Annotated in this window: 20 protein-coding genes; 11 read left to right on the top strand and 9 right to left on the bottom strand. The window is 36.2% G+C overall.

Annotation, left to right across the window (positions count from 1 at the left end; genetic code table 11):
* The first annotated feature begins 269 nt into the window (after positions 1–269).
* From chiA to LNQ34_RS00085, 4 genes are all read left to right on the top strand, one after another.
* Positions 270–5,258: a T9SS-translocated chitinase ChiA gene (chiA, locus tag LNQ34_RS00100; protein WP_229998281.1), complete on the top strand. Its 4,989-nt coding sequence runs from the start codon at positions 270–272 to the stop codon at positions 5,256–5,258.
* Between the two features lie 288 nt (positions 5,259–5,546).
* Positions 5,547–5,921: a helix-turn-helix domain-containing protein gene (locus LNQ34_RS00095; RefSeq protein WP_229998280.1), complete on the top strand. Its 375-nt coding sequence runs from the start codon at positions 5,547–5,549 to the stop codon at positions 5,919–5,921.
* Positions 5,922–6,105: 184 nt separating this feature from the next.
* Positions 6,106–6,879, top strand: coding sequence for a TlpA family protein disulfide reductase (locus tag LNQ34_RS00090; RefSeq protein WP_229998279.1), 774 nt, complete (start codon positions 6,106–6,108; stop codon positions 6,877–6,879).
* A gap of 185 nt (positions 6,880–7,064) precedes the next feature.
* Positions 7,065–8,684 (top strand): ABC-F family ATP-binding cassette domain-containing protein, encoded by a 1,620-nt coding sequence (locus LNQ34_RS00085; RefSeq protein WP_202702698.1) that lies wholly within the window; start codon positions 7,065–7,067, stop codon positions 8,682–8,684.
* Between the two features lie 58 nt (positions 8,685–8,742).
* Here the strand turns inward: LNQ34_RS00085 and LNQ34_RS00080 are convergent, their stop codons facing one another.
* The gene (locus LNQ34_RS00080; RefSeq protein ID WP_202702699.1) at positions 8,743–8,916 is read right to left on the bottom strand and encodes a hypothetical protein; all 174 of its coding nucleotides are present in this window, start codon (positions 8,914–8,916) and stop codon (positions 8,743–8,745) included.
* A gap of 241 nt (positions 8,917–9,157) precedes the next feature.
* On the opposite strand from LNQ34_RS00080, the gene LNQ34_RS00075 reads away from it, so the two are divergent.
* Positions 9,158–11,902, top strand: coding sequence for a fibronectin type III domain-containing protein (locus LNQ34_RS00075; RefSeq protein ID WP_229998278.1), 2,745 nt, complete (start codon positions 9,158–9,160; stop codon positions 11,900–11,902).
* 62 nt (positions 11,903–11,964) lie between these two features.
* Here the strand turns inward: LNQ34_RS00075 and LNQ34_RS00070 are convergent, their stop codons facing one another.
* The 5 genes from LNQ34_RS00070 to LNQ34_RS00050 all read right to left on the bottom strand — a co-directional run bounded on the left by LNQ34_RS00070 (position 11,965) and on the right by LNQ34_RS00050 (position 15,671).
* Positions 11,965–12,537 carry a DinB family protein gene (locus LNQ34_RS00070; protein ID WP_229998277.1) on the bottom strand — a complete coding sequence of 191 codons (573 nt, stop codon included), beginning with the start codon at positions 12,535–12,537 and terminating at the stop codon, positions 11,965–11,967.
* 57 nt (positions 12,538–12,594) lie between these two features.
* On the bottom strand, positions 12,595–13,101 hold the full coding sequence (locus LNQ34_RS00065; protein ID WP_229998276.1) for a Crp/Fnr family transcriptional regulator: 507 nt from the start codon (positions 13,099–13,101) through the stop codon (positions 12,595–12,597).
* Positions 13,076–13,726 (bottom strand): class I SAM-dependent DNA methyltransferase, encoded by a 651-nt coding sequence (locus tag LNQ34_RS00060; protein WP_229998275.1) that lies wholly within the window; start codon positions 13,724–13,726, stop codon positions 13,076–13,078. Before LNQ34_RS00060 ends, LNQ34_RS00065 begins: the two co-directional genes overlap by 26 nt.
* 193 nt (positions 13,727–13,919) lie before the next feature.
* Positions 13,920–14,996, bottom strand: a complete 1,077-nt coding sequence (locus LNQ34_RS00055; RefSeq protein WP_229998274.1) for a DUF418 domain-containing protein — start codon at positions 14,994–14,996, stop codon at positions 13,920–13,922.
* Between the two features lie 72 nt (positions 14,997–15,068).
* On the bottom strand, positions 15,069–15,671 hold the full coding sequence (locus LNQ34_RS00050) for a Crp/Fnr family transcriptional regulator (protein ID WP_229998273.1): 603 nt from the start codon (positions 15,669–15,671) through the stop codon (positions 15,069–15,071).
* Between the two features lie 308 nt (positions 15,672–15,979).
* Here LNQ34_RS00050 and pyrR point away from each other — a divergent pair, with 308 nt between their 5' ends.
* The 6 genes from pyrR to LNQ34_RS00020 all read left to right on the top strand — a co-directional run bounded on the left by pyrR (position 15,980) and on the right by LNQ34_RS00020 (position 20,601).
* Positions 15,980–16,519 (top strand): bifunctional pyr operon transcriptional regulator/uracil phosphoribosyltransferase PyrR, encoded by a 540-nt coding sequence (gene pyrR, locus LNQ34_RS00045; protein WP_202702705.1) that lies wholly within the window; start codon positions 15,980–15,982, stop codon positions 16,517–16,519.
* 97 nt (positions 16,520–16,616) lie between these two features.
* Entirely contained in the window at positions 16,617–17,546 is a 930-nt protein-coding gene (locus LNQ34_RS00040) for an aspartate carbamoyltransferase catalytic subunit (RefSeq protein ID WP_017497616.1), read from the top strand.
* Between the two features lie 239 nt (positions 17,547–17,785).
* Positions 17,786–18,118 carry a ribonuclease Z gene (locus LNQ34_RS00035; protein ID WP_070908864.1) on the top strand — a complete coding sequence of 111 codons (333 nt, stop codon included), beginning with the start codon at positions 17,786–17,788 and terminating at the stop codon, positions 18,116–18,118.
* 88 nt (positions 18,119–18,206) lie between these two features.
* Positions 18,207–19,112: a ribonuclease Z gene (locus LNQ34_RS00030; RefSeq protein WP_202702720.1), complete on the top strand. Its 906-nt coding sequence runs from the start codon at positions 18,207–18,209 to the stop codon at positions 19,110–19,112.
* 160 nt (positions 19,113–19,272) lie between these two features.
* Positions 19,273–19,917: a pyridoxamine 5'-phosphate oxidase gene (gene pdxH / locus LNQ34_RS00025; RefSeq protein ID WP_202702706.1), complete on the top strand. Its 645-nt coding sequence runs from the start codon at positions 19,273–19,275 to the stop codon at positions 19,915–19,917.
* A gap of 171 nt (positions 19,918–20,088) precedes the next feature.
* Positions 20,089–20,601: a CAP domain-containing protein gene (locus LNQ34_RS00020; RefSeq protein ID WP_202702707.1), complete on the top strand. Its 513-nt coding sequence runs from the start codon at positions 20,089–20,091 to the stop codon at positions 20,599–20,601.
* A 381-nt stretch (positions 20,602–20,982) separates the two neighbouring features.
* On the opposite strand, the gene LNQ34_RS00015 is transcribed toward LNQ34_RS00020, so the two are convergent.
* The 3 genes from LNQ34_RS00015 to LNQ34_RS00005 form a co-directional block, all read right to left on the bottom strand.
* Positions 20,983–22,923 carry an OmpA family protein gene (locus LNQ34_RS00015; RefSeq protein ID WP_229998272.1) on the bottom strand — a complete coding sequence of 647 codons (1,941 nt, stop codon included), beginning with the start codon at positions 22,921–22,923 and terminating at the stop codon, positions 20,983–20,985.
* 11 nt (positions 22,924–22,934) lie between these two features.
* A complete protein-coding gene (locus LNQ34_RS00010; RefSeq protein ID WP_230000570.1) occupies positions 22,935–23,852 on the bottom strand; it encodes a PorP/SprF family type IX secretion system membrane protein in 918 nt (305 codons plus the stop codon).
* A gap of 155 nt (positions 23,853–24,007) precedes the next feature.
* Positions 24,008–25,566: T9SS type B sorting domain-containing protein (locus LNQ34_RS00005; RefSeq protein ID WP_229998271.1), on the bottom strand; the 1,559-nt coding region annotated here is incomplete at its 5' end.

Below are 25,566 nucleotides of genomic sequence, written 5' to 3'. Positions count from 1 at the left end.
TTGATGAATCCCAAATTTATCTTCTGTGTTTAAACTAATTTTTTTTAAAATTAAATAAATATCAGTCACTACTATTCACTAATGATTATGGCTAGAATCAGTAATAGTAATATTTATTTTTAGAAGTAATGAATTAAAAATCCAGTGTGTCGTGATGTTATCTATTCGCGGTGTATTGAACCCCGATTGCCGTATTTATTTGCCGCATTTTGGCAGGTAAGGTATTGTAATTGGAATATTTATTATCTATTAACCAATATTTATTAACTATGAAACATTATTACAGATTACTCTTTATGTTACTGTTTCCCTTACTTGCGTCGGCCCAACCAGCCCACGGCAAAAAAGTAGTAGGGTATTATGCGCAATGGGCTATTTATGCCCGGGATTTCAACGTTCCCAAGATAGACGGGAGCAAGATAACCCATTTGAATTATTCTTTTTACGGGACAACTTTTGACCCTGCCCGTCCGGAGAATACAAAATTAAAATGTTTGGATACCTATGCTGATTATGAGCATACGGAAGGCGGAATTCCATGGGATGCTCCTGTAAAAGGGAATTTTTATGACTTGAAAAAGTTAAAAGAAAAGTATCCGCATTTAAAAATTTTAATCTCTGTTGGAGGATGGACTAAAGGTCAGGATCTTTCTCCAATCGCCGCAAGTCCGGTGGCAAGAGCTGCTTTAGCTGCAGATATGGCAAACTTCATCGTCACTTATCCGTTTATTGATGGATTTGATATTGACTGGGAGTATCCTCTTATGGGAGGAACAGACGGTACTGAAATCGTGAACGGAATCCCGGTTCCTCCGCAAAAGTACCACCCGGATGACAACAAAAACCTTGTACTTTTACTAAAAGCCATGCGTCAGGCAATGCCTAATAAACTGGTTACTATTGCAGCCGGAAACAATGTTCGAAATGTGCCTAAACAATATTTAGGACCAAACAACAGGGCAACGTATGGAATGACCGAAGATATTTCAACGTACTGTGATTACATTACTTACTTTGGATATGATTTTGGTGGAAACTGGTATGATAAAACATGTTATAATGCTCCTCTTTATGGAAGCGGAAACCCGAATGATCCATTATATGGTGCAACTCAGTCAGAATCACTTGATGAGTTAACGAACATCTATTTGAATGTAGTTGGTTTTCCTGCCAATAAATTAATCATGGGATTGCCTTTTTACGGTAAAAAATTTGACAACGTTGCCAATAACGGAACCAATCCAAACTTTCCTGGGTTATTTGTTGCTGCACCAAGATATAATGTTGCAGGTTGTACAAATCCGCAAAACCCAACAGGAACCTGGGACGGGCCGGCAGCTTGTGAGAAATCCGGCAGCATCGAAATTTGTGGCCTGGTTGGAAATCCGGTTACCAATTCACATGCTTTTTTAGATCCAAATACCATGTTAGTTACGCCAACGGCAGCTGCCGCAGGTTGGGTAAGGTATTTTGATAATACTACTAAAGTTCCTTATTTGTACAACAGTAGTTTGAAACAGTTTATCAGTTATGAAGATAAACAATCAATGGATTTAAAAGTACAGTACATCAAATCTAAAAATCTGGCCGGTGGTATGATTTGGGAATTATCTCAGGATACCAGAGGCTCTATCCCTAATTCACTTTTAACTCAGGTAGATACTTCGTTTAAAAGTATTGTTCCCGGAACGGTTAGCATTGGAGGTTCTGTAAAAAATGGAACAGCTTTGGTTACTAACGTTACTATAGAGATTAGAAATGCAAGTAATGCAGTTATAGAAAGTGTAGTGTCTCCAACAGGTAATTTTGCATTTTATAATTTGCCAAAGAATCAAAACTATACCCTTACAGCGATAAAGGCGGCCTATAATTTTACACCGGTTAGCTTAACAAATGTTGCTGCTGATCAGACAGGTGTTGTGATTCAGGGAACACAGCCTTTGTACACAGTAAGCGGAACTATTGTAGTCGGCACAAGTACAACACCGGTTTCAGGAGTTACCGTTACAGCAACTTCCGGTACGACTGTTTTAACTGCTGTTTCCGGTACTAATGGAACCTACAGTATTACAGGTTTAACAGCCGGACTTAATTTTACAGTTACAGCTGCCAAAACTGGCTTTCCTTATACACCAGCTTCGACAGTGTATAATGCAATTGATAGCAATAAAACGTTAAATTTTGCTCAGGGTGATCCAATTGTATATTATATTGTTAGTGGTACGATCTTAAACGGAACTGCCCCTGCTGTGGGAGTTAATGTTACAGCAGCATCCACAGGAGCACCTATTACAGGAACTTCTAATGCAAGTGGTTTTTATACCCTTACCTTACCATCAGGAGGAAATTATACCATAACAGCTGCGGCTACAGGAAAAACTTATACGCCAGCTTCAACAGTTTATACCAATTTATTAGCCGACAAAACTTTAAATTTAACCGAGTATAACGTTGGAACTAATAAAATTAGCGGTACGGTTAAAAACGGTACAGTTCCGGTTGCAGGAGCTAAAGTAGAAATCGTTTTACCTTGGACCGACAATACACACGGATGGAAAAGCGTTCTAGCAACTACAGATGCACAAGGAAATTATAGCTTTGCCAATTCAGTTGTCGACGGATATGCTATTATTTCGAGTTTGAAATTGAATGCGTGGCAAAATAATGACGTTAATTATTTTCCAAATAATCTGACCAGTTTTGCTGTTCCGTCAACCCCAACGGTTTATAATTTCAATACCGCCGCTACCGCAAGAACGTCCTCTTATGCAATGAGCGGAAAAGTTCTAAACGGAACTACTCCGGTATCAGGAGCTGTAGTTTCGGCAGTTTCAGGTACGACAGTTTTAACTGCTACAACAGATAGAAATGGAGCTTATTCTTTTGCAGGTTTAACTTCAGGATCAGATTATAAGGTATCTGTTGCTAAAACAAACCTGACATTTGCTCCGGTTTCGGCGGTTTCGACAACACAGTCTGGTAACAAAACTCTTGATTTTACACAAAATTTGGCCAGTACAAATCTAATTAGCGGAACCGTTAAAAATGGTTCAGTTCCGGTTGCAGGAGCGAAAGTAGAATTAGTTGTGCCTTGGACTGATAATACACACGGATGGAAAAGTGTTATCGCAACAACAGATGCTCAGGGGAATTTTACCTATGACAATACAGTTACAGCAGGTTATGCACAAGTTTTAAGTTTAAAATTGAATGGATGGGAGAATAACGGAACGAATTATTACCCAAACAATCTGGTGAATTTTGCAATGCCAACAACGCCAACGGTTTATAACTTCAATACGCAGGCAACGGTTGTAACTAAACCAGTAGTTGCCATTACAGCGCCAACGACTCCGACGATTGCAATAAATTTAGGGTCAGCGATTAATTTTGTGGCTAGTGTTGGATTAAGTGCTGCAGATGCTACTACAATCTCGTCTGTTTCCTTTAGTTTAAACGGACAAAGCCTGAGTGCTACCAATTCTTCAGGAACTTATACCTCAACTTGGACACCAGTAGCCAATCAGTTTTCGCTTAGTCATACATTAACAGTTACGGCTACTGCCTCAAACGGTACCACAGATTCAAAAACATATAATTTTGTATTAAACTGTTCAGGTGCAAACTGTCCAAATACATTGCCAGTAATTACTTGGAATTCACCATCTAATACTACTATATTTCAGCCTTCTTTCCAAGTTGTGCCAATTTCAGTGACAGCTGTGGATAGTGACGGATCGGTTTCAGGTGTAACGATTACAATAAACGGAGGTACATTTAACATGACAGCAGGTACAAATAATACCTATACGTATAATTTTACACCAACTGCTTATCAGGATTATCCGATTGTAATCAAAGCAACCGATAATAAATCCGGGCTAACTACATTAAACAATACCATTAAAATTACTTCGGTAGGTACTAGATTCGTTCCGCTTCCACCAGGCAAAATTATTTTAGGATACGCACATTCCTGGGAAAATGCTGGTGCTCCATTTTTATATTTTTCTCAAATGGTAGGAAGTAAGTTTAACGTAGTGGATTATGCATTCGTAGAAACCGTTAACCGTGATGGTTATACTCCGGTATTAACTACAAATGATGCCAGATATTTGACCAATGGAGTTTTCAATAAACAATTGTTGAAAAATGATATCAAATCCTTAAGAGATAGCGGAGTTCCTGTTATTGTTTCTATTGGAGGTCAAAATGGTCATGTTGTTTTAGAGAACGTAACTCAAAAGAATATTTTTGTTAATGGTCTGAAGGCAATTATTGACGAGTATCAATTTGATGGAGTTGATATCGATTTTGAAGGTGGATCGATGAATTTTAGTGCAGGAGGTTTAAGAGATATTTCTTATGCGGGTATTTCTGCTTATCCAAGATTAAAAAATGTAGTAGATGCTTTCAAAGAATTAAAAGCGTTCTATGGTCCTGGATTTTTATTAACTGCAGCTCCGGAAACACAATACGTACAAGGAGGATATTCAACCTATAATGATACCTTTGGTTCGTTCCTTCCAATCATTCAAAACTTACGTAATGAATTGGATTTGTTAGCCGTACAATTGTATAATACAGGAGGAGAAAACGCATTAGACGGTCAATATTATGGTTCAGCTAAGAAATCAAACATGGTAACTGCCCTAACGGATATGCTGATAAAAGGGTACAACATTGGTACAACAGGAATGCGTTTTGATGGTTTACCGCCTTCAAAAATCCTTATTGCATTACCAGCTTGTCCAAGTGCAGCAGGAAGTGGTTTTTTAACGCCGACAGAAGGAATTAATGCAATGCATTATTTAAGAACCGGGACTACTTTCTCAGGAAGAACCTATACCATGCAGCCAGGCGGACCATATCCTGCTTTGAGAGGTTTAATGACTTGGTCTGTAAACTGGGATTTTTCTTCTTGTGGGAATTCAGCTGAATTGTCTAAAGCGTATGCCGCTTATTTTGCAGGACAGACAGCTGCAAGGGCATTACCTGAAGGGATCGAAACGAAAAACACGACTATCGCTTACTTTAAAAATGATGCTTTATTAGTGACAACTGACTCTGGAGATATTGCTCAGGTAGAAGTTTTCAATACCATTGGACAACCATTGGTGAGTCATAGAAATGTTCATCAAAACAAAGAAGTGGTGCTTCATAACTACAGCTTTACCACTAAGCAATTATTTTTAGTTGTGGTGACGGACAAAGCAGGAAATAAAAAATCATTCAAAGTAATGAACTTTTTGAACTAAAAGGACAGTATGGAAGAATGAAAAATACAGAAATAAAAAGTTGGAATGGTTAAAATTGAGTTTGGTTATTTATTTTTTAATCTAATTTTTATTTCGAATAAATGCTGCAAATTGAGGTGATTTGTTATTTGGTTTTCACCTGAAGGAAGCGCATTATAAACCCGACAATTGTATTGTCGGGTTTTTTTTTGTCCAAAAAATAATAATTACTCTTTGCTTTTATTTTATAAGTTTTATCGGATATTTAAAATTTTACCCGATGATAGTTTTGTAAATAATTTCTTATATTTGACAAAAAAAAGAATGATTGGGGAGAATGTAAGAAAGATTAGGGTTATTAAGGGATATTCTCAGCAATATATGGCTGATTTGTTAGAAATTTCGCAAGCTGCCTACTCAGATATGGAGACAGGTAAAACAAAGATTAGTTTTGAGAAATTGCAGAAAATTTCTTTAGCCTTAAATCTTGACATGAATTATATCGTTAATTTTCATGAGAGTAAATTGTTCAGTTCTAATTTGAATAATTTGATGACAAACAAAGAAGAGATTAATGACCTTAAAACTCACTTTGCTAAAGAAAGAGAACTTTATAAGGAACAAATCAATACTTTAAAAGGGGAGATAAGCTATTTAAGGAATAAACTTGATAGTAAAGAATAAGTAGATAATGTAAGGCGAAAACTAAATCTTTTTTGAACGTTTTGTGAATCATGCAGTATTCTTTAAAGAAGGAAGTTTTTTTAAGGATAAGTGAACCCACAAAGTGCTATTTTTTTTGCTGCTTTATGGACCCTAAAATTGAATTTTAAGTACTTTTGAATTTCATAAATTCATTAAAAAAGTCATGCAAAAATTTATCGGTCTCTTAGTCCTATTTATAATTTCTATTACAGCCACAGCTCAGACAAAATTTAGCGAACCCGAAGTTGATCCTATCCAGATTCAAAAAAACTTTAAGGACTGGTCTGTCTATCAAAGTAAAAATATTATGCTTTCAAGAGATTTTCTAGCGTTGGATGCTCTTTCAACGGAAATTTCCAAAGAAACTTTTTTGGATCAATTAGCAAACGAAAATTACATTCCAATTCGATTAAAGTCAGAGCAGGGGATCTATTGCTACAAATTGTTTACAATTCAGCCCAATTCAGATACCAGTATAAAAGCAACAATAAATCAAATAGGTTTTGATGCTCTAAAAAACTATAAAATGGAAGGAACTGTTTTTCCTCCATTCTCTTTTAAAGATTTAGAAGGTAACCTGGTTTCAAACGAATCGATGAAAGGAAAGATAGTAGTCATCAAATGCTGGTACATTCATTGCACACCCTGTATCAGAGAATTTCCACAAGTCAACAAATTAGCCGCGGAATACAAAGATCGAAAAGACATGCTGTTTGTAAGCCTTGCAGAAGATTCTGCCACGCAATTAAAAACATTCCTCTCCAGAAAGCCATTGTCCTATGCTGTAATTCCAGACATGAAAGTATACATGAATGAAGCCTTGCAGTTAAATTCATTTCCAACGCATTTTATTTTAAACAAAGAAGGAATGATTGCTAAAGTCCTGCCTAATTTCGAAAGTTTAGAAGTCGCTTTGGATAAAGAGAGTAAATTATAGTGTGTGAGATGTAAAGCGTAAGATGTTATCACATTGGAGCGAAATGAAGTGTTTTACAATTAACAATTAACAATTGGCAATTAACATTTCACATCTCACAATCCACATTTTACAATAAACATAAGGGCTTTGCAACTCTGAACCTTTTTTCATACTTTTGCACCAAATTAATTAAAAAGACATTCATGTTAACAGTCAATAATTTATCAGTTCAGTTTGGCAAACGAATTTTGTTTGACGAAGTAAATACAACTTTCACTCATGGAAATATTTACGGAGTTATTGGAGCCAACGGTGCTGGAAAATCTACTTTTCTAAAAATCATCTCAGGTGATATCGATCCAACTTCGGGGCATATTCATTTAGAACCGGGAAAACGTATGTCGGTTTTGAACCAGAACCACAACATGTTCGATGAGCATACGGTTTTGGAAACTGTGTTGATGGGAAATAAAGTTTTGTATGCTGTTAAGAAAGAAATGGATGAACTTTATGCAGACTACAACGATAAAAACGCAGACAGAATTGGAGAACTTCAGGTTCAGTTTGAAGAAATGAACGGTTGGAATGCTGATTCTGATGCTGCGGCCATGTTGTCTAACTTAGGAATCACAGAAGCAGATCATTATACTCTGATGGGGGATTTGGAAGGAAAAATTAAAGTACGTGTGCTTTTAGCGCAGGCACTTTTTGGAAATCCCGATTTGCTTATTATGGATGAGCCTACCAACGACTTGGACTTTGAGACCATTGCGTGGTTAGAGAATTTCCTTGCGAATTATGAAAATACGGTAATTGTAGTATCTCACGACCGTCACTTTTTAGATGCGGTTTGTACACATATTTCTGACATTGATTTTGGAAAAATAAATCACTACTCAGGAAACTATACGTTCTGGTACGAGTCTAGCCAATTAGCGGCAAAACAACGTGCACAGCAGAATAAAAAAGCAGAAGAGAAGAAACAGGAGCTTGAAGAATTTATTCGTCGTTTTAGTGCGAACGTTGCGAAATCGAAACAAGCTACTTCTCGTAAAAAAATGATTTCGAAATTGAATATTTCTGAAATTAAACCTTCAAGCCGTCGTTATCCTGCAATTATTTTTGATCAGGATCGTGAAGCCGGAGATCAGATTTTGAATGTTGAAGGCCTGGGAGCTTCCATCGATGGCGATCTTTTGTTTAAAGACGTTGATTTGAATATGGCAAAAGGCGATAAAATCGTTCTTTTTTCTAAAGATTCACGTGCTACAACAGCATTCTACCAAATTTTGAACAACCAGCAAAAGGCAGATGCCGGAACTTTTGATTGGGGAATTACAACCAATCAGGCTTATTTACCGGCTGAGAATCATTCTTTCTTTGAAAATGATCTGACTTTGGTAGATTGGTTACGCCAATACGCCAAAACAGAAGAAGAGCGTGATGAGGTTTTTATTAGAGGATTCTTAGGGAAAATGATTTTTTCCGGAGAAGAGGCGTTAAAAACAAGCCGCGTATTATCAGGAGGAGAAAAAGTACGTTGTATGCTATCCAGAATGATGATGGAGAGAGCTAATATCTTAATGCTTGATGAGCCAACCAATCACTTAGATCTGGAGTCCATTACAGCTTTTAATAACTCATTGAAAAATTTTAAAGGTTCCGTAATTTTCACCACACATGACCACGAGTTTGCACAAACAGTTGGTAACAGAGTAGTGGAATTAACACCAAACGGAGTCATAGACCGTTACATGACATTTGACGAATACCTGGACGATGAAAAAATTCAGGAATTAAGAAAAAAAATGTACAACCTGTAATTTTATAATTTATAATAAGAGAAATCCCGTTCGCTAGCTGAACGGGATTTTTTTTGATTTATTTTTTGCCAAACAGTTTGGCGAGAATGAAGATAATTATCGCAATAATAAAAATAACGATAAAGATACCAAAGCCCATTCCGGCTTTAAAAATGTCTCCGATAACTTCGCAGCTCGTAAATGAAAATACTATTACAAATACCATTAACAAACGTTTGATTTTATTTTGCATGACTTTGATGTTTTAAGAACCTACTGTTCTGATTCGTATAACTTAAAATTAGGCCAAAGAATAAGAAAGATCTTATATGATTTAATTAAAAAGTTCTATGATTTAAATTAAAAACAACGAGGTGCAAAAGGTTAAACAACTTTACAATAAAGAGAAGTAAAGATAAGGGAAAGGTAATGTTCTCTTAAAAGCTATTACGTTTTCGAACAATACTTTTGTTCAGTCTAAACAAAAAAAACGTATGAAAAAACTTTACTTATTATTTATGCTTCTGGGGCTAAGTTATGCTTCAAAAGCGCAAAATTTATTTCCTTATCTGCAAAACGCGACACCAACATCTATCTACGTTAACTGGAAAACGGATAGTAATCCGGAATCTATCGTAGAGTACGGAACAACAGCATCGAATCTAAATGTTACCGTTACCGGTAATACTAATGTTTTTACAGATTCAGGTTATCCGGGGAATTATTTCTATCATAGTGCAAAGCTGACGAACCTTTCGGCTAACACGAAATATTTCTACAGAATAAAAACCGGAGCAGATGTGTCTTCGGTTTATTCTTTTAAAACATTGCCCAATCCGGGACAAGCAGCCACAGCTAATGGACACATTCGGTTTTTGATTATGGGGGATAATCAACTGAAAGCTGTTCCGCGTTATGATTCTTTGGTGTCAGCTGCTAAAAGAAAAATAAAACAGAAATGGGGAAAAGACGCATCTCCGGATGATAATATCTCTATGACTTTTATGGTGGGAGATCAGGTTGATGTGGGAACTTTAGATCATTATGAAAATGTGCATTTTAAAAAGAACAGAGGTTTGTCAGGTAATGTGCCTATTCAGACCACAGTAGGAAACCATGAAACTTATGGAACGCTGGGAATGAATTCCTATTACGATCATTTTTATATAAGTGAACTTTCATACAAAGGCATTTCGTCGGGAACAGAGAATTATTATGCCCAGCAGGCCGGTAATGTCTTGTTTATCAGTTTAAGTTCAGAACATACAGGTGCTGAACAGCTAAGCTGGTTGCAAAAAGTTCTTACCGCTGCAAATGCGGATAATACCGTAGAATGGATTTTCTCTTTAAGCCACAGACCATATCAGGCAGAGCAATATGTGGGGGATATTTCGACCTGGGTTCGTAATACAGCCGTACCGCTATTGGTTACTTCTCCAAAATATTCGATGCATATTGGAGCGCACCATCATTTGTATCATCGCGGACAATTGAAAAATACACCTACCTATAATATTATTTCGGGAGGTACAGCCTGGGATCAATATTGGGGATCTTCTACAGAGCAGGATTTTGATGATGTACAGAAAACCATTTGTAACTGGATTTACCAAATTGTAGATATTGATGTGACAAACGGAAAAATGGACATTGAAAGCTATTCTATTGGAAGTGTTGATAAATGGAAGAACAACCAGCTAATGGATGAATTTCATCGATATAAAAACAAAGCGGCACCTGCCAAACCTTCGATTACGAATACTTTTACTGCGACAAATACATTGCCGCTAACCGTTTCCGGATCGACTTATACGACAACTACAGAGGAGAAGTTGAATACCAGTCAGTTTTTGATTTCTCAGACACCAACATTCGATATTGTAAAGAAAGAAGTATATAGAGATTTCGAAAATTTATACGGAAAGTATGGCACTAAGAAAGATTCGACTGTAAACATCAATCTGGGTGTAGATATTACCAAAATGGATTTGGCTTCTAATTCACTTCCAAATGGCAAATACTATGTGAAGTTAAGATACAGAGATCGTAATCTTGAATGGTCGCCATGGAGTGATGTTCAGACTTTTACGATTACAGGAAGTAACAATGTAAATACGGCAATAGTTACAGGTGCTGTTACTTATTCGTTGAACGCACCCATAAAAGTTGATTTTACTGATGCTCCGGCCAGTACTTCAACGTGGATTGGTTTATACAAAGAAGGGCAGACTCCGGGAGGTTCTTCGCCATCGCAAACCTGGAAATATACGGACGGAAGTGCCAGCGGGTTTATCACTTTTTCTAGCGGACTGGCTACTAAAGGACGTTATTATGCTGCAATATTTTCAAATGGAGGGTACACGGAAATTGCACCGCGAAAATACTTTTATGTAGGGCCGGTACCGACCTTAACGACTGATAAAACGGAATATTCTGTTGGAACTCCTATCCTTATTAATTATACAAATGGTCCACAACTGGCAAAAGACTGGATCGGTATTTACAGAATGGGAGTTAATCCCGGATCCGGAGTTACAGCAACAAGCTGGCAATATGTTACAACGGCTGCAGATGCTAAATCTTTCACAGGACTGCCAAAAGGCTACTATTATGCCGAGTATTATTTACAGGACGGATTTAATCCGATTGGAAACAAAGTATTTTTTAAAGTAGGAGCGGTCGTTACCGAATTATGGATCAATAAACCGGTTTATGATTTGGGCGAGCAGATTACCGCTTCGTGGACAGACGCTCCGGGAATTGTAAAAGATTGGTTGGGGATTTATCATGATGGAGATAATCCGAATGAAAAACCACTGGTGAGTTATACCTATTTCGAAGGACTTTCTGAAGGAACAAAAAATATTGCAGCTACGGAATTACCAACACAAAAAGGGAAATACTTTTTGGTAATGTTTACTAACGATTCTTATAATGAAGTTTCCAACAGAGTATCTTTTGAAGTAATCGATCCACATCTGAACAATGATGAATTTAAAATCGATAATGGTTTGAGAGTCTATCCAAATCCAACAAAGAATGATACGGAAACCTTTATTCAGTCCGAATATCCTATTGATGAAATAGAAATTTACAGCATGGAAGGGAAATTATTATATGCTACAAAAAATGTAAACAATAATAAGTTTTCTCTAATCAATCAGGATTTACCAAAAGGAGTTTATATTCTAAAAATACATTCCCGTAAATTGTTTACGGCTAAACTAATTGTGAAGTAGATTTTTTTTTTTTTTTTTTTGAAACCCCATTTGCGTTTGTAAGTGGGGTTTCGTTTTTTAGGTTATGACAGTTCGTGTTCGGGAACTGTCTTTTTTATTGATTCTTTTATGGTGTCAATTTGATTCAGATGTCGTAGGATATGATGAATAAAAAACTGAAAAGTATCTCCCAGTTTTAATCTTAGTAAACGGGATAAAGAAGTGGGGATTTTGATACGATTCAAACTCACCTTTTTGGATTGTTCCAGTAACGCTAATAATTCAAATTGTTGATTGATGAATTTGTCAATTACACTTTTGTCAAGCTCAGAGTTTAATGGATTTTTGTCTTTAAAGGTTTTCATTTTGTTCAGTTTTTCTTTTGGAAGCATACTTTTGGCAAAATAACCGCCTAAAAATCCGCTATTAAAATGAGTTTCAGAAGAGGTTTTCGAGTTCTTTATCTTGTCTTTTATCTGAGGCAGGTAATAATCACCATACAAATTCAAATGCTCCATGCATTCGAGAATGTTCCAGGACGCAGGATCTTCTTTCCACGTCAAAGTTTGTATGTGATCATTCTTAAGTTTCTCCGCCTGATTGATGCTATCTTTCGTTTGATCGATTAGTAATTGTATGAGTTTTTCTGATTGCATAGGTTTTATTTTTGAAGCAAAGTTTCAAAAAGTTTTTCCGGAAATGATTGATTGAAATCAAGACTTTTTTAATCTCGATAAAGTCTCAGGTGTCATTCTTAGATAGTTGGCAATGTGTTTGTTTGGCACTTCCTGAAAAAGCTGCGGACTTCTCCTTAAAACTCTTTGGTATCTTTCTTTTGGAGAATTGGTTAAAATATCAATTTCGCGTTCCATTTGCTGCACTACTAAGTTTTCTAAAATAGTAATCCATAGGTTTTTATTGACTTCAATTTTTAAAAACTGATCGATTTGCTTCTTTGTGATGACCTTCAGAACTGTTTTTTTAATGGCCTGAATACACAGGTCAGAAGGTTTTCCTGTTAAGAAAGAATCCAGTGACACAATTAAATTTTGCTGGTAACCAAATCGAATGACTTGTTCGTCATCATCGTCCAAAACAAAAAGCCGTAAGCTTCCGCTCTCGACCAAATAGATATTGTCGTCTATGCTTCCTTTTACTTTAAGAAATTCATTTCTGTTTAGGGTTATTGTTTTTTCAGAAAGTGCAATGATTTCTTTCATTTTTTTGAGCAATTAGTATCGTATGAATTTCAATATTTTCGGATTTTGGATATTTAATTTCAAACGATTTAATGATTTTGAAATTATGTATAGAAAGCTGTTTTTCTATGTTCTTTAAATTATGATAATAGAAATAGGTTCGGTCGCCGGTGCTTCCCGAAATGAAACCTGATTCAGTCGAATGCCCTTCAACAAAACTAAGATAAAAAATACCACCAGAACAGAGTATTTTATAAATGTTGTTGATTAGTTTGGAACAATCTTCTTCGGACAAATAGGGCAGACAAAAACCACAAATAATGGCATCAAATTGTTGATTTACTTTGTTGAGGTCTCGCGTGTCCATTACTTCAAACTGGGCAGAAGGATTATTCTTTTGTGCTAATTCAATCATTTTGGGAGCAATGTCAATCCCCCTAATTTTTAAATTGGGTTTCTTTGATAATAAATATTTTGTGATGTTTCCCGGGCCACAGCCAATTTCAAAGATATGAAGCTGTTCGTTTTTCAAAGCATCGCAAAAGAAGTCGTAAGTTTCATTATACAGCTTTAAATCCATGAACTTATCTTGATAAATAGTTGCAATTTTATCCCAGGTTTCGAAAGTTTCTTTGTATTGATCCATAGCTTTAATCTTGTGTTTGGTCTGTAAGCAAGAAGTATAGGTAAGTGCTGTACTGCTAAAATATAATTTTAAATTTAGAGACGGAAATAGTTTTTTTGATGTAGACTTTTAGTCTGGTCTCCAGCTTTAAAGTTTTTTTTGACAGTTTATGGTCGGCTCAAAATGATTGGGCAATGGTTCCGGTAAAATTTAATTAGCGGGTTATTTTACGCATAAGGGCTTCAAATGGGCCGTTCTTAAAGTGTCTTGCCCAAAGTTTACTAAAGTAGTAACTGAGTGCAAAGTACGCAATTGAAAACAGTAAAATATAAATTGGTTTTGTCGCTTTCGGATCTGTTGAATATTGGACCAGATCATTACCTGTTAGCGCAGAAAATAAAATTAAACCAATGGTAAGATGAGAAATATAATGCGTAAGCGTCATTTGACCCGTTGGTGCAAAATTTTGTACATATTGGTTATTTCCGTTTTTTTCTCCGATGTACATAAAAAAGGCAATCAGCATCAGAGCAAATCCGGAGGTGCTTAGCATAAAAGGAAGGTACGGAGGGAGATAATCGGCATTGATAAATAAATGTAAATTCTCTGAAAGTACAAATTGGCCGGACAGTAATTGAAGTAATGCTATCGATACATATAGTAAAAGTCCAAGCACAAACATTTTTTTCTGCATTTTGATGCTGCTCCAGTTTAGTCTTCCGAGATACATTCCTAAAAGAAAATAAGCAATCCAGGGGAATACAGCATTCCAGCCATTGTAAAAAGTATTTCTGATAAACCCGTTCAGGGTATAAAAATCTTTGTATTGAAAAGTGGCAATGTTCCAGCCCGTTTCATAAGGGACGATAAAAATTAAAAGGTGAAAACCAAATACCGCCACAGCTGCCAGAAACAGAAAAAACCTTTTGTCTAAAAAGATTATAAAAGAAATTATGAACATATAGCAACCGTAAAAGTGCAAAATATCGGCAGGCCAGATCAGGTTAAGTAAAAGTCCGATGACAAATAAAAAACCAGCTCGTTTGAGGATGGTATTTCTCAGCTTGTTTTTCTCGGCAGCAGTATATTCCACTCTGTTGGTCATAAGCGCAATACCCATTCCGGCCAGTATCACAAAAACAGAACTTGAGTTGCCGCTAAAAAGAGACATAAATTGTGCAATGGTGCTTTGGTCGTTATGGGAGCCAAAAACCATATTGAAATTCACAATAAACATTCCGAAGATGGCATATGCTCTTGCCAGGTCAAATCCTATAATTCTTTGTTTCATTTTTTTATATTTTATGAAACAAATGTCGAAATGAAAAATCGCGGGAAATTTGACTTAAGTCAAATAATACATTTAAATTCGGGACCGGATCCTGCTTAGCGTTTCCAAAGATATTCCAAGATAAGAAGCAATATGTGTAAGCTGGATGTTTTTAATGATATGCGAATGTTCTTTAGTTAATTTAAGATAGCGGGTCGTAGCGTCGAGTGTGCGAAACTGAAACAATCGATCCTCCAGCCAAATTACGTAATATTCGGTGAGCATCAAATCCAATTCTGTCAATTTTGGGAATTGCTTTTTTGCATTCTGAAATCCTTTAAAGTCAGTTTGTGAAACGGTGATGTCTGTCACGGCCTGAATAAATTCGTTGCTTGTCGTTTGAAGGCAATAACTATTAAAAGACACCGCGATATCATCTTTAAAGTATAATTCTGTCGTGATTTCTTTTCCATCATCGAGGTAGTACTTTCTAACAATCCCTTCTTCTATAAAATAGCTTTTACTGCAAATTTCATCTTGCCGTAATAAAAAGGCTCCTTTTTTTAAAGTTCTGGTAGTGGAGATGTTATTTAAAGCGGCTAAGGTTTCCTGATCAAGGGTGTTTATAAAAGCATCTATTTTGGTGAGATAGGAATTCATTTTTTCGGTATGTATTCGGTTTTTAAAAGTAATCATAGCCAAGGATGATTAAATTTCTCCTAATCTTAGGTGTTTTGATTGGTCAAATATAATAAAATAGCAAAAAGGATCTGATTAAGTTAAGAGATGTTGATGAGGTTGTACGAAAGGTTCTTTGACTTGTATAGTTTCATGAGCAACGAATTTCAATTTTGTGCTGTACTATTATTCATTTCTACGGAATTTAAAGAGAATGCTTTGTGCTATTACAACGCTAAAAATTTATTCAAATATTTGTATTTAGAAAGAGACTGCAAATAAATTCTGATTTTGTATATTTGCCCAACCAAACATTATACTTAATTATGAGCCAAAAAGTATTACTTAATTCAAAAGAAGTTACTATCATACTCCATCGTTTGGCTTGTCAGTTAATCGAAAAACATCTTGATTTTTCAGATACTATTTTAATCGGAATTCAGCCAAGAGGTGTTTTTTTAGCCGAACGTTTGAAACAAATATTAGAAAGCGAGTACAAAACGCCCGAAATTTCTCTGGGTTATTTAGACATCACCTTTTTTAGAGACGATTTCCGCCGCACCGAAAAACCGCTTGAAGCGAATAGAACCCAAATCAATTTTATAGTCGAAAATAAAAAAGTCATTTTTATTGATGACGTTTTGTTTACCGGACGAAGCATTCGTTCCGCGTTAACTGCTATTCAGTCTTTTGGAAGACCTTCAGAAATTGAATTGTTAGTTTTAATTGACCGACGTTTTAGCCGTAATCTGCCAATTCAGCCCGATTATCGTGGCCGTCAGGTAGATGCTATCAATGACGAAAAAGTAAAAGTAAGCTGGAAAGAAAATGACGGTGAAGATGTTGTTCACTTGGTAACAAATTAGTTTAATCGGTTAACCGGTTAATTGTTTAATCGGAAGGAATCGATTAAACAGTTAAACAAATAAACGATTAAACAGTAAAAACAGTTAAACATTAAACATGAAAGAATTAAGCGTAGATCATTTATTGGGAATTAAATATATCAATGAAAATGATATTAACCTGATTTTTGAAACGGCCGATCATTTTAAAGAAGTCATTAACAGACCTATTAAAAAAGTTCCTTCATTACGAGATATTACCATTGCCAATATTTTCTTCGAGAACAGTACAAGAACTAAACTTTCCTTTGAATTGGCACAAAAAAGATTATCGGCTGATGTGATTAGTTTTTCGGCAGCCCAGTCTTCGGTTAAAAAAGGGGAGACCCTGATTGATACTGTAAATAATATCCTTTCAATGAAAGTTGATATGGTTGTAATGCGCCACTCCAATCCCGGAGCGGCTTATTTTTTATCCAAAAATGTCAAAGCCAGTATCGTGAATGCCGGAGACGGAGCACACGAACACCCAACTCAGGCTTTATTAGACAGTTATTCGATTAGAGAAAAATTAGGCGATGTGGCCGGAAAAAAAGTGGTCATTGTAGGAGATATTCTGCATTCGAGAGTAGCTTTGTCTAACATATATGCTTTGAAGATGCAGGGAGCTGAGGTAAAAGTATGCGGGCCAAAAACACTGATTCCGAGATATATTGAATCACTTGGTGTCACAGTTGAACCCAATTTGCGTAAAGCTTTAGAGTGGTGTGATGTTGCTAATATGCTTCGTGTTCAAAATGAACGTATGGATGTGAATTTTTTTCCATCGACACGTGAGTATGCACAGCAATACGGAGTAGATAAACCGTTACTCGACTCTCTTGGGAAAGAAATCGTCATCATGCACCCGGGACCAATTAACAGAGGGGTAGAGATTACTTCCGAAGTGGCTGACTCCGATCATTCTGTTATTCTAAATCAGGTCGAAAACGGAGTAGCGATCAGAATGGCAGTGATTTATTTGCTAGCGTCTAAGATTCAACAGTAATGTGATATAGTCTTCAGTCTCGGTTCTCAGTCTCAATATTGACAGGGAAATTTCCCTGAGACTGAAAACTGAGACTGAAAACTGAGACTGAAAACTGAGACTGAAAACTGAGACTGAAAACTGAGACTGAAAACTGAGACTGAAAACTGAGACTGAGACTGAGAACTGGGAATAAGAACTGAAAACTAAAAAAACTTCGTACCTTAGCTTTTCAAATCAGAAGTGTATATATTATAAAGATGAAAGTAGATCAAAAAGGACATACCGTTACCATTAAAGATACTCAGGGAGATTTTAATGCTTTTTTGGAAAGAGTAACGCAACAGTTTAAAACCTTTGAAAAACAAAATATTATAATCGATTTATCAGCAGATAGTGATGTGTCGGAAAAAGAGGTGAAACTTTTTTTACCCCTTGCCAAGCAGCAGAAGAAAGCCAAAAAATCATTTGTAATAGTAGTTTCAGATCTAGACTTTAATGCCGTTTCAGATAAATTAGTCGTTGTTCCGTCACTTTTGGAAGCGCACGATATTATCGAAATGGAGGAAATCGAAAGAGACCTCGGGTTTTAATTGTAGATTTTAGAGTTCAGATTTTAGATTTTGAATGTTGAAATCTAAAATATATATTCAATCTAGAATCTAAAATCAACAATCTAAAATGAAGCTTACCATACTTGGCTGTTATGCCGCTACTCCCAGAACAATTACGAACCCTACTTCGCAGGTTTTAGAAATAAGAAATCGGTTATTTTTAATTGATTGTGGTGAGGGAACACAGGTGCAACTTAGAAAGAATAAGATTAAATTCTCAAAAATAAATCACATCTTTATCTCGCATCTTCACGGAGATCACCTTTATGGATTAATTGGAACTATTTCTACTTTTTCTCTTTTAGGAAGAACGACCGATTTACATATTTACGGACCGAAAGGGATTAAAGAACTTATTCTGCTTCAATTAAAATTGACGGAATCCTGGACGACCTATAAATTGTTTTTCCATGAATTAGAGTCAAAAGAAAGCGAAGTTATTTTTGAAGACAATAAAGTTATTGTAAAAACGATTCCGTTGAAGCATCGCGTGTATACAAACGGATTTTTGTTTCAGGAAAAACCCGGTGACCGAAAATTAAATGTAGAAGCGGTTCAGCAATACAATATTCATACGGCCTATTTTCAAAAAATAAAAGGAGGGGGTGACGTTACACTTGACGATGGAACTGTAATAAAGAACAAAGAATTATCCTTTGATCCTATTCCGTCAATGAGTTACGCGTTTTGTTCTGATACAGTGTATCACGAAGACGTACTTCCTATAATTAAGGATGTTGACGTTTTGTATCACGAATCTACCTTTTTGGAGTCAGAAGCCGCTTTGGCACTGAAAACGTTACACTCAACCGCAAAAGAAGCCGCAACAATTGCACTTAAAGCAAATGCAAAAAAGTTAATTCTGGGGCATTATTCAACACGTTACGATGGTATCGAACGTTTTAAAGTAGAAGCCGAAACCGTTTTTCCAAACACACTTTTGGGAGATGACGGGAGGAGTTTTGAGTTTTAAAATGTGAGTTATGAGTTATAAATGACAAAATGGTAAATTGTTTTTTTTTTGTAAGAATTTGAAATCAAAAAAAATCTACAATCTACAATCTACAATCTACAATCTACAATCTGCAATCTACAATCTACAATCTAAAATCTACAATCTAAAATCAACAATCATGAACGATTTAAGCAATTATAGAAAATCTTACGAAAAGAGTGAATTATTGGAAACCAATATTCCCGAAGACCCAATCAATCTGTTCAACCGATGGTTTCATGAGGTAGAAGATTTTGGTGCAAGCGGAGAAGTTAATGCCATGACGGTATCGACAATTGGATTGGATGGTTTTCCGAAATCGAGAGTGGTTTTATTGAAGAAATTCTCGGAAGAAGGGTTTATTTTTTATACCAATTATGATTCGGAAAAAGGGAAGGCGATAGCCGCAAACCCGCATGTTTGTTTGTCATTCTTTTGGCAGGAAATGGAACGTCAGGTCATCATCAAAGGAATCGCTACCAGAACATCAGATAATATATCTGATGGCTATTTTGATTCTCGTCCTGATGGAAGTAAATTGGGTGCGATTGTTTCAAAGCAAAGCGAAGTGATTCCGTCCCGAACTTTTTTGGAAGAAAATTTGAAAAAACTGGAAAAAGAATTCGAAGGAAAACACATTCCCAGACCTGAAAATTGGGGTGGTTTTTTAGTAACTCCTTTAGAGGTAGAATTTTGGCAGGGGAGACCCAATAGATTGCATGACAGAATTCGTTATCAAAGTCAATCTGACTTTTCATGGAAGATGGAAAGGTTATCCTCTTAGCTTGTAGGATTATTACTTTCGATTGTAGAATTATTGCGTATTTTATCGATATTATTTGTAGTTTAACGATAAATTGAATAAGTTTGAGAAAGAAACAAGTCAATTTATTTTAATAAATATTTAAAGGATTTGCCCCAACATCTACTTTAAAAATTAAACTACTATGTCATTATGAAAAAGATGATGCGTAACATGAGGTTCGTTGCAATAGTTGCCCTACTTGTTGCAATGAGCTCCTGTTCAGCGGACAGCGCAGAGGGTAGCGAAAACCCTGCTACAGCCGAGGCTGTCGTTGCTAACTACAATTACAATGATTCAGAAATCGAATCGATGAAACTTATCAATGATTATCGGGTAAGTATTGGTCTGAATGCTCTGAAAGGAATCAATCACGTTTCATTTAAGTGCGAAGAACACAACAAATACATGATCGCAAACAATGTGGTTGATCATAATGATTTTACTTCGCGTTCCAATAATATCATGAGTGTTTTAGGTGCTAAAAAAGTAGGCGAAAATGTTGCTTACAATTATAAAACTTCTGAGGCTGCTTTAAGAGCCTGGTTGGATAGCCCCGGACACAAGGCAAATATTGAAGGAGACTATACTCATTTTGGTTTGTCAGTTTCGATTGACTCTAAAACCGGAAAGAAATACTATACGAACATCTTTGTGAAGATGTAGAGAAAATATTGGACTGGTTTAGTTTTTATTGATCGTTGTAATTCAGAGAATTGCAACGATTTTTTTTTGGCTATGTATGAAATTAGTTCTTAAGATGTACTGATGTAAAAGTGGGTTAGTTGTTCTCAAAGAGTCTAAATAAAGCATAAAGTTAAACGCTATGAGTGACGAAAACTATGGTTGGTGTGAAGCCTAATCCCAAATAAGTAAAGAAGACGAATCATACAGATTCGTTTCACGAAAGCGGAATTTTAAAGGAGTTATTTACAAGTTTAAAAAAAACAAATTCCAAATTCCAATCAGTATTTAATCTGCTTTTGGAATTTGGAATTTTAGAGTTTAAGATATTACGTTTTTTTAGAATTATTTGAATTTGGTTTTTTACAAGGCTGTGATAATAAATTCGCTTCGTCTGTTCATTTGATGTTGTTCTTCTGTACACGGTACACCATCAGAACAGCCATTTACCAGTTGGGTTTCTCCATATCCTTTTCCGGTTAGTCTGTTTTTAGCGATTCCGTTTTTAACGAGCCATTCAATTGTTGATTTAGCTCTTCTGCCGGATAAGGCTTCGTTGTATTGATGTGTAGCACGACTGTCTGTGTGTGAACGAATATCAAGTTTCATCGTTGGATGGCTGTTTAAGACATCAAGTATTTTTTCTAAATCCAGAGCAGCTTCTGTACGGATATTTGATTTATCCAGATCAAAGTAAATCATTTTGATACCAAAACATTTTCCTAAATCATCGCCAATAGTGACTTTACAGGCGGATTTTTCCAATGCAATAGGAAGACTGGTTTTTCCAGTTAGTTTTCCAATGGTAATATTGATTTCTTTGGTGGTATATTCTTCTTTTTCTGCTCTTACATTATACGTTTTTCCACATTCAACAGGGAAACTGTAAAAACCGGTTGCATCTGAAATAGTAGTGTTTTTTATATTGCCCAGATTGTCATACAAGGTTAATTTTGTGTTTGGTAAAACAGCTAAGGTTTCAGCGTCTGTAATGATTCCGTTTAGCTCTTGTATGCATTGCAGTTTTCTTGTTTCGAGAAATTTGTAGATGTCATCAGAACCTTGTCCGCCATCTTTATTAGAGCTAAAATAGCCTCTTCTGGATACAGGATCAATAATGTAGGCAAAATCATCTTTAGGCGAGTTAACATCCGCTCCAAGATTCTGAATATTGCTTATGGTTCCGTTATCTTCAATTTGACCTACAAAAACGTCCAGACCGCCAAGTCCGGGATGTCCGTCAGAAGCAAAATAAATTTCATTATCGCTGGTAACAAACGGAAATGTTTCTTTTCCTTGTGTATTTATCACTTTACCTAAATTCACAGGTGTGCCATAACTGCCATTGCCATTGATGCTTACTTTGTAAATGTCAGACTGACCTACTGTTCCGGGCATGTCTGAAGCGAAATACAGCGTTTTTTCATCAGGACTAAGTGCAGGATGTGCTGTACTGTAATTATCACTGTCAAAAGGAAGTTCGGTTATGTTGGTCCATTTTCCGTTTTCAAGAGTGGCTCTGTATATTTTGATTAAAGTAATTTTGTTGTCATCTTTTCCTTTTTTACCGTTTATATAATTGTTTCTGGTGAAGTAAACCGTTTGTCCGTCTTTCGTAAAAGCGGGAGAAGACTCGTGAAACTTTGTATTAAGTGATGTTTTGAATTTATTGACTTTCACTGTACTGTTAGCAGGAGGGTCTGTATCGGCAAAATACAAATTCGTAAAATATTCTCCGGTCCATTTGTGTTTGCGTTGTGAAAAGTTTCCGGTATCCCGGGCAGAGGCAAAGTATATTTTACCGTTGTAAACATAGGAACTGTAATCAGAGTATTTAGAGTTGATTCCGGCATCTTCAATTTTGTATCGGCCGGAATTGGCTTTGATTTTGTCCAGATAGTTTACATCCTCGGCATATAATTTTGCTCTGTCATCGTTCTTAGATTTAGCCAAAAAATCAGCCATAATTTTACCAGCCTTATCGGTTTGTCCGATTGATTTCAGACATTGTGCATATCGATAGTAATACTCTGGCTCGACAGCGGTGTTCATCGCAAATAATTCACCGTACCATTTTGCGGCAGCTTCAAAGTTAGAGTTGAAGTAGTGTGAGTTTCCGAGCTTCTTAAACAAATCTTCCGATTTGTATCCTTTATCAGCTACACGTTCATAGGTTTTAATAGCGTCGATATACGCATAATTGTCGTAGTTCTTATCGGCAGTATTAATTTTCGATTGTTGCGCATAACTGCCGGCTGAAAAAGAACAGATAATTGTTAAGCAAAGGAGTATATAATTTTTCATAATCGTTATTTTTAGAAGAAACGTGGCGTTGTCATTTTACCATTGTTTTTGAAGAATTCGTAACGCAGGAATATCTCATGTGATCCTGAATTATAGTTGTTTAAACGTGTGGTTTCGCGGTCGTAACCATAACCAAGATAAAGACCGTCAGTAATCTGGAATCCTACCATAGCACTAAGTGAGGCGCTCCATCGGTAGGCCGCTCCAACCACAAGTTTATCCATGAACATAAAGTTGGCAGAAACATCTACCTGAAGCGGTGCTCCTTGGACCATTTTGGTTAGTAAGGCGGGTTTGAATTTGATGTATTGAAGTCTATCAAGATCAAACACATATCCGGCTATTAAATAATAATTGATTTTATCTTTGTAAATGGCATAATCATTATCACTGTACCGGTTGGTTTCGATAAAATTAGGTACCGATAAACCAATGTATGCTTTATCAGAATGCCAATAGACTCCGGCTCCCACATTCGGTGAAAACTTATTGTTTAAATCCTGAAACTGTGGATCTCCCTGACTCTCCGGATTTAATTTGCTGACATCCAAATTGAACAGGTTGGCTGTTCCTTTGATACCAAACGAAAGTTTAAAATCGGCTGAGGTCTGAATAGTATAGGAAAGGTCAACCGAAAAGTTATTTTCGTTAGTTGGGCCAATTTTATCATTTATTAAAGAGGCTCCAATTCCTAAATTACTATTATTTATAGGGCTATTGATTGAGAAAGCGCTGGTTTCTGGTGCCCCGTCGAGTCCAACCCATTGGGTGCGGTATAATCCAAAAACACTTAAAGCTCCTCGCGATCCTGCATAAGCCGGATTAATGTTTATGGTATTGTACATGTATTGCGTAAATTGTGCATCTTGCTGTGCATAGCTCGCAATTGTTACAAACATAATGACGAAGAAAAATAATTTTGTTCTCATAGTGGTATTTATTATTTTCATTAGTACTACTTTTTATCAATTTAAATTGTAAAAAAGTCTATGCATTTGTATATTCAAAAATAAGGATTTTTTTATTAATTAATTGTAAATTGTCTCTTTATGTGCTTGCTATGCAGTAAGATATGTTTAGTTTTTTATTTCGATAAATAAAGATATCCGTCTTTTTTATTATTCTGTAGTACATTATTTCCGTCCAGTGATTTGTAGTTAATAATGTAGAAGTAAGTTCCTGTTGGCAGCCCGTCAGATTGTTTCACAGTGGTTCGGCCTCTTGAAATTCCATCAAAGGCATTGGTTTGATTGTTGTAATTGTGTGTTTCAAATACTAATACCCCCCAACGGTTATAGATTTCTACATCATTCTCAGGATAACAAGTGGTATCGCCAATACTGTCTATAGTGAAGACATCGTTGATTCCGTCACCATTTGGAGAGAAAGCATTGTGAACTACTATACTTCCACAGGCAAGTACTTTACAATCATCATTTATTGCCATATTCAGTACAATACTTCTTGGACAGCTAGCATCAGGTATTTTGTATTCGAATGTATAATTGCCTATTGCCAGACCTAAAGGATTGAAATTGTTTCCTTGTATGCTGTTAGTATTACTGTTATCTACCCAGATTCCGTTAGTAGGAGTATTTTCAGGTAACAAGGATAGCAAGTTAATAATGGTCGAATCATCGTTACAGGCTGTACTGCTAACATTTGTTGTTTCGTTAGGAGTTGCCGTGATTGTAACAGTTGCAGTTGCAGTACATGCTTGATTTCCCTTGTTTACAGAAGATGTTGCTGTAAGCGTGTATGTACCGGCCGGTAAATTGGTATTTCCAACAGTTTCATTTTTTTCATTTTTAATGATAACAGTTGAGCCTGGACTATTAGTTACCAGAATCGAACCAGTTCTTCCGTTCGAACAGTTCACATTTGTAGCAACTCCAGATACTGAAACTTTGTTTTGTACCGTAAAGGTTTGAGTTAATAGTGTTTTATTACCGGCACAATCTGTTAAAGTATAGGTTCTTGTTAGGATGTAAGGACTTCCGTCACAACCGCTTCCTCCATTATTGGCGTCACTTACAGTAATATTTACCGTACTGCTGCAATTGTCCACAGCATTGGTGATGTCGCTCGGATTTCCAACAGGGATATCAGCAATAGTTTGCAGATTTGCCACATTTACCGGAGCGGTTCCTGTAGGTGGAGTGGTATCTCTAACAGTTATGATTTGAGTGTAAGAAATTGTATTACCACTACAATCACTGGTGGTCCATTTACGGGTTAAAGTGTAATTTGTACTACATTGATTTTCAGTATTACTTTTTGTTTCGCTGAAAACAATTGGTAAGTTACCACTACAATTATCGGAAGCTTCCATATTTGCCGGTTGAGGTACAGCATCACAAGAAACAGTAATATCGGCAGGTAGCGTTCCTGTAAAGGTTGGTTTTGAAGTATCCTGAATAGTAATCACCTGAGTGAAAGTATCTGAAGTATTTCCACAATCGTCTTTCACAGTCCAGGTATTGGTATACGTTCCGGCATTAGAACAACCTTCAGAAGCTACAAATGAACCGCTTACTTTTACGATGTTTGAGACATTAGTGTCGCAAGCGTCTGTAGCCGTTGGGAATAAAGCCTGTGCGGCAGTTAAAGCTGCTGTATCGCTGCATTCTACTGTTTTGTTTA

Source organism: Flavobacterium lipolyticum (assembly GCF_020905335.1).
Taxonomy (GTDB): domain Bacteria; phylum Bacteroidota; class Bacteroidia; order Flavobacteriales; family Flavobacteriaceae; genus Flavobacterium; species Flavobacterium lipolyticum.
This window is presented reverse-complemented; position numbering and strand designations above follow the sequence as displayed.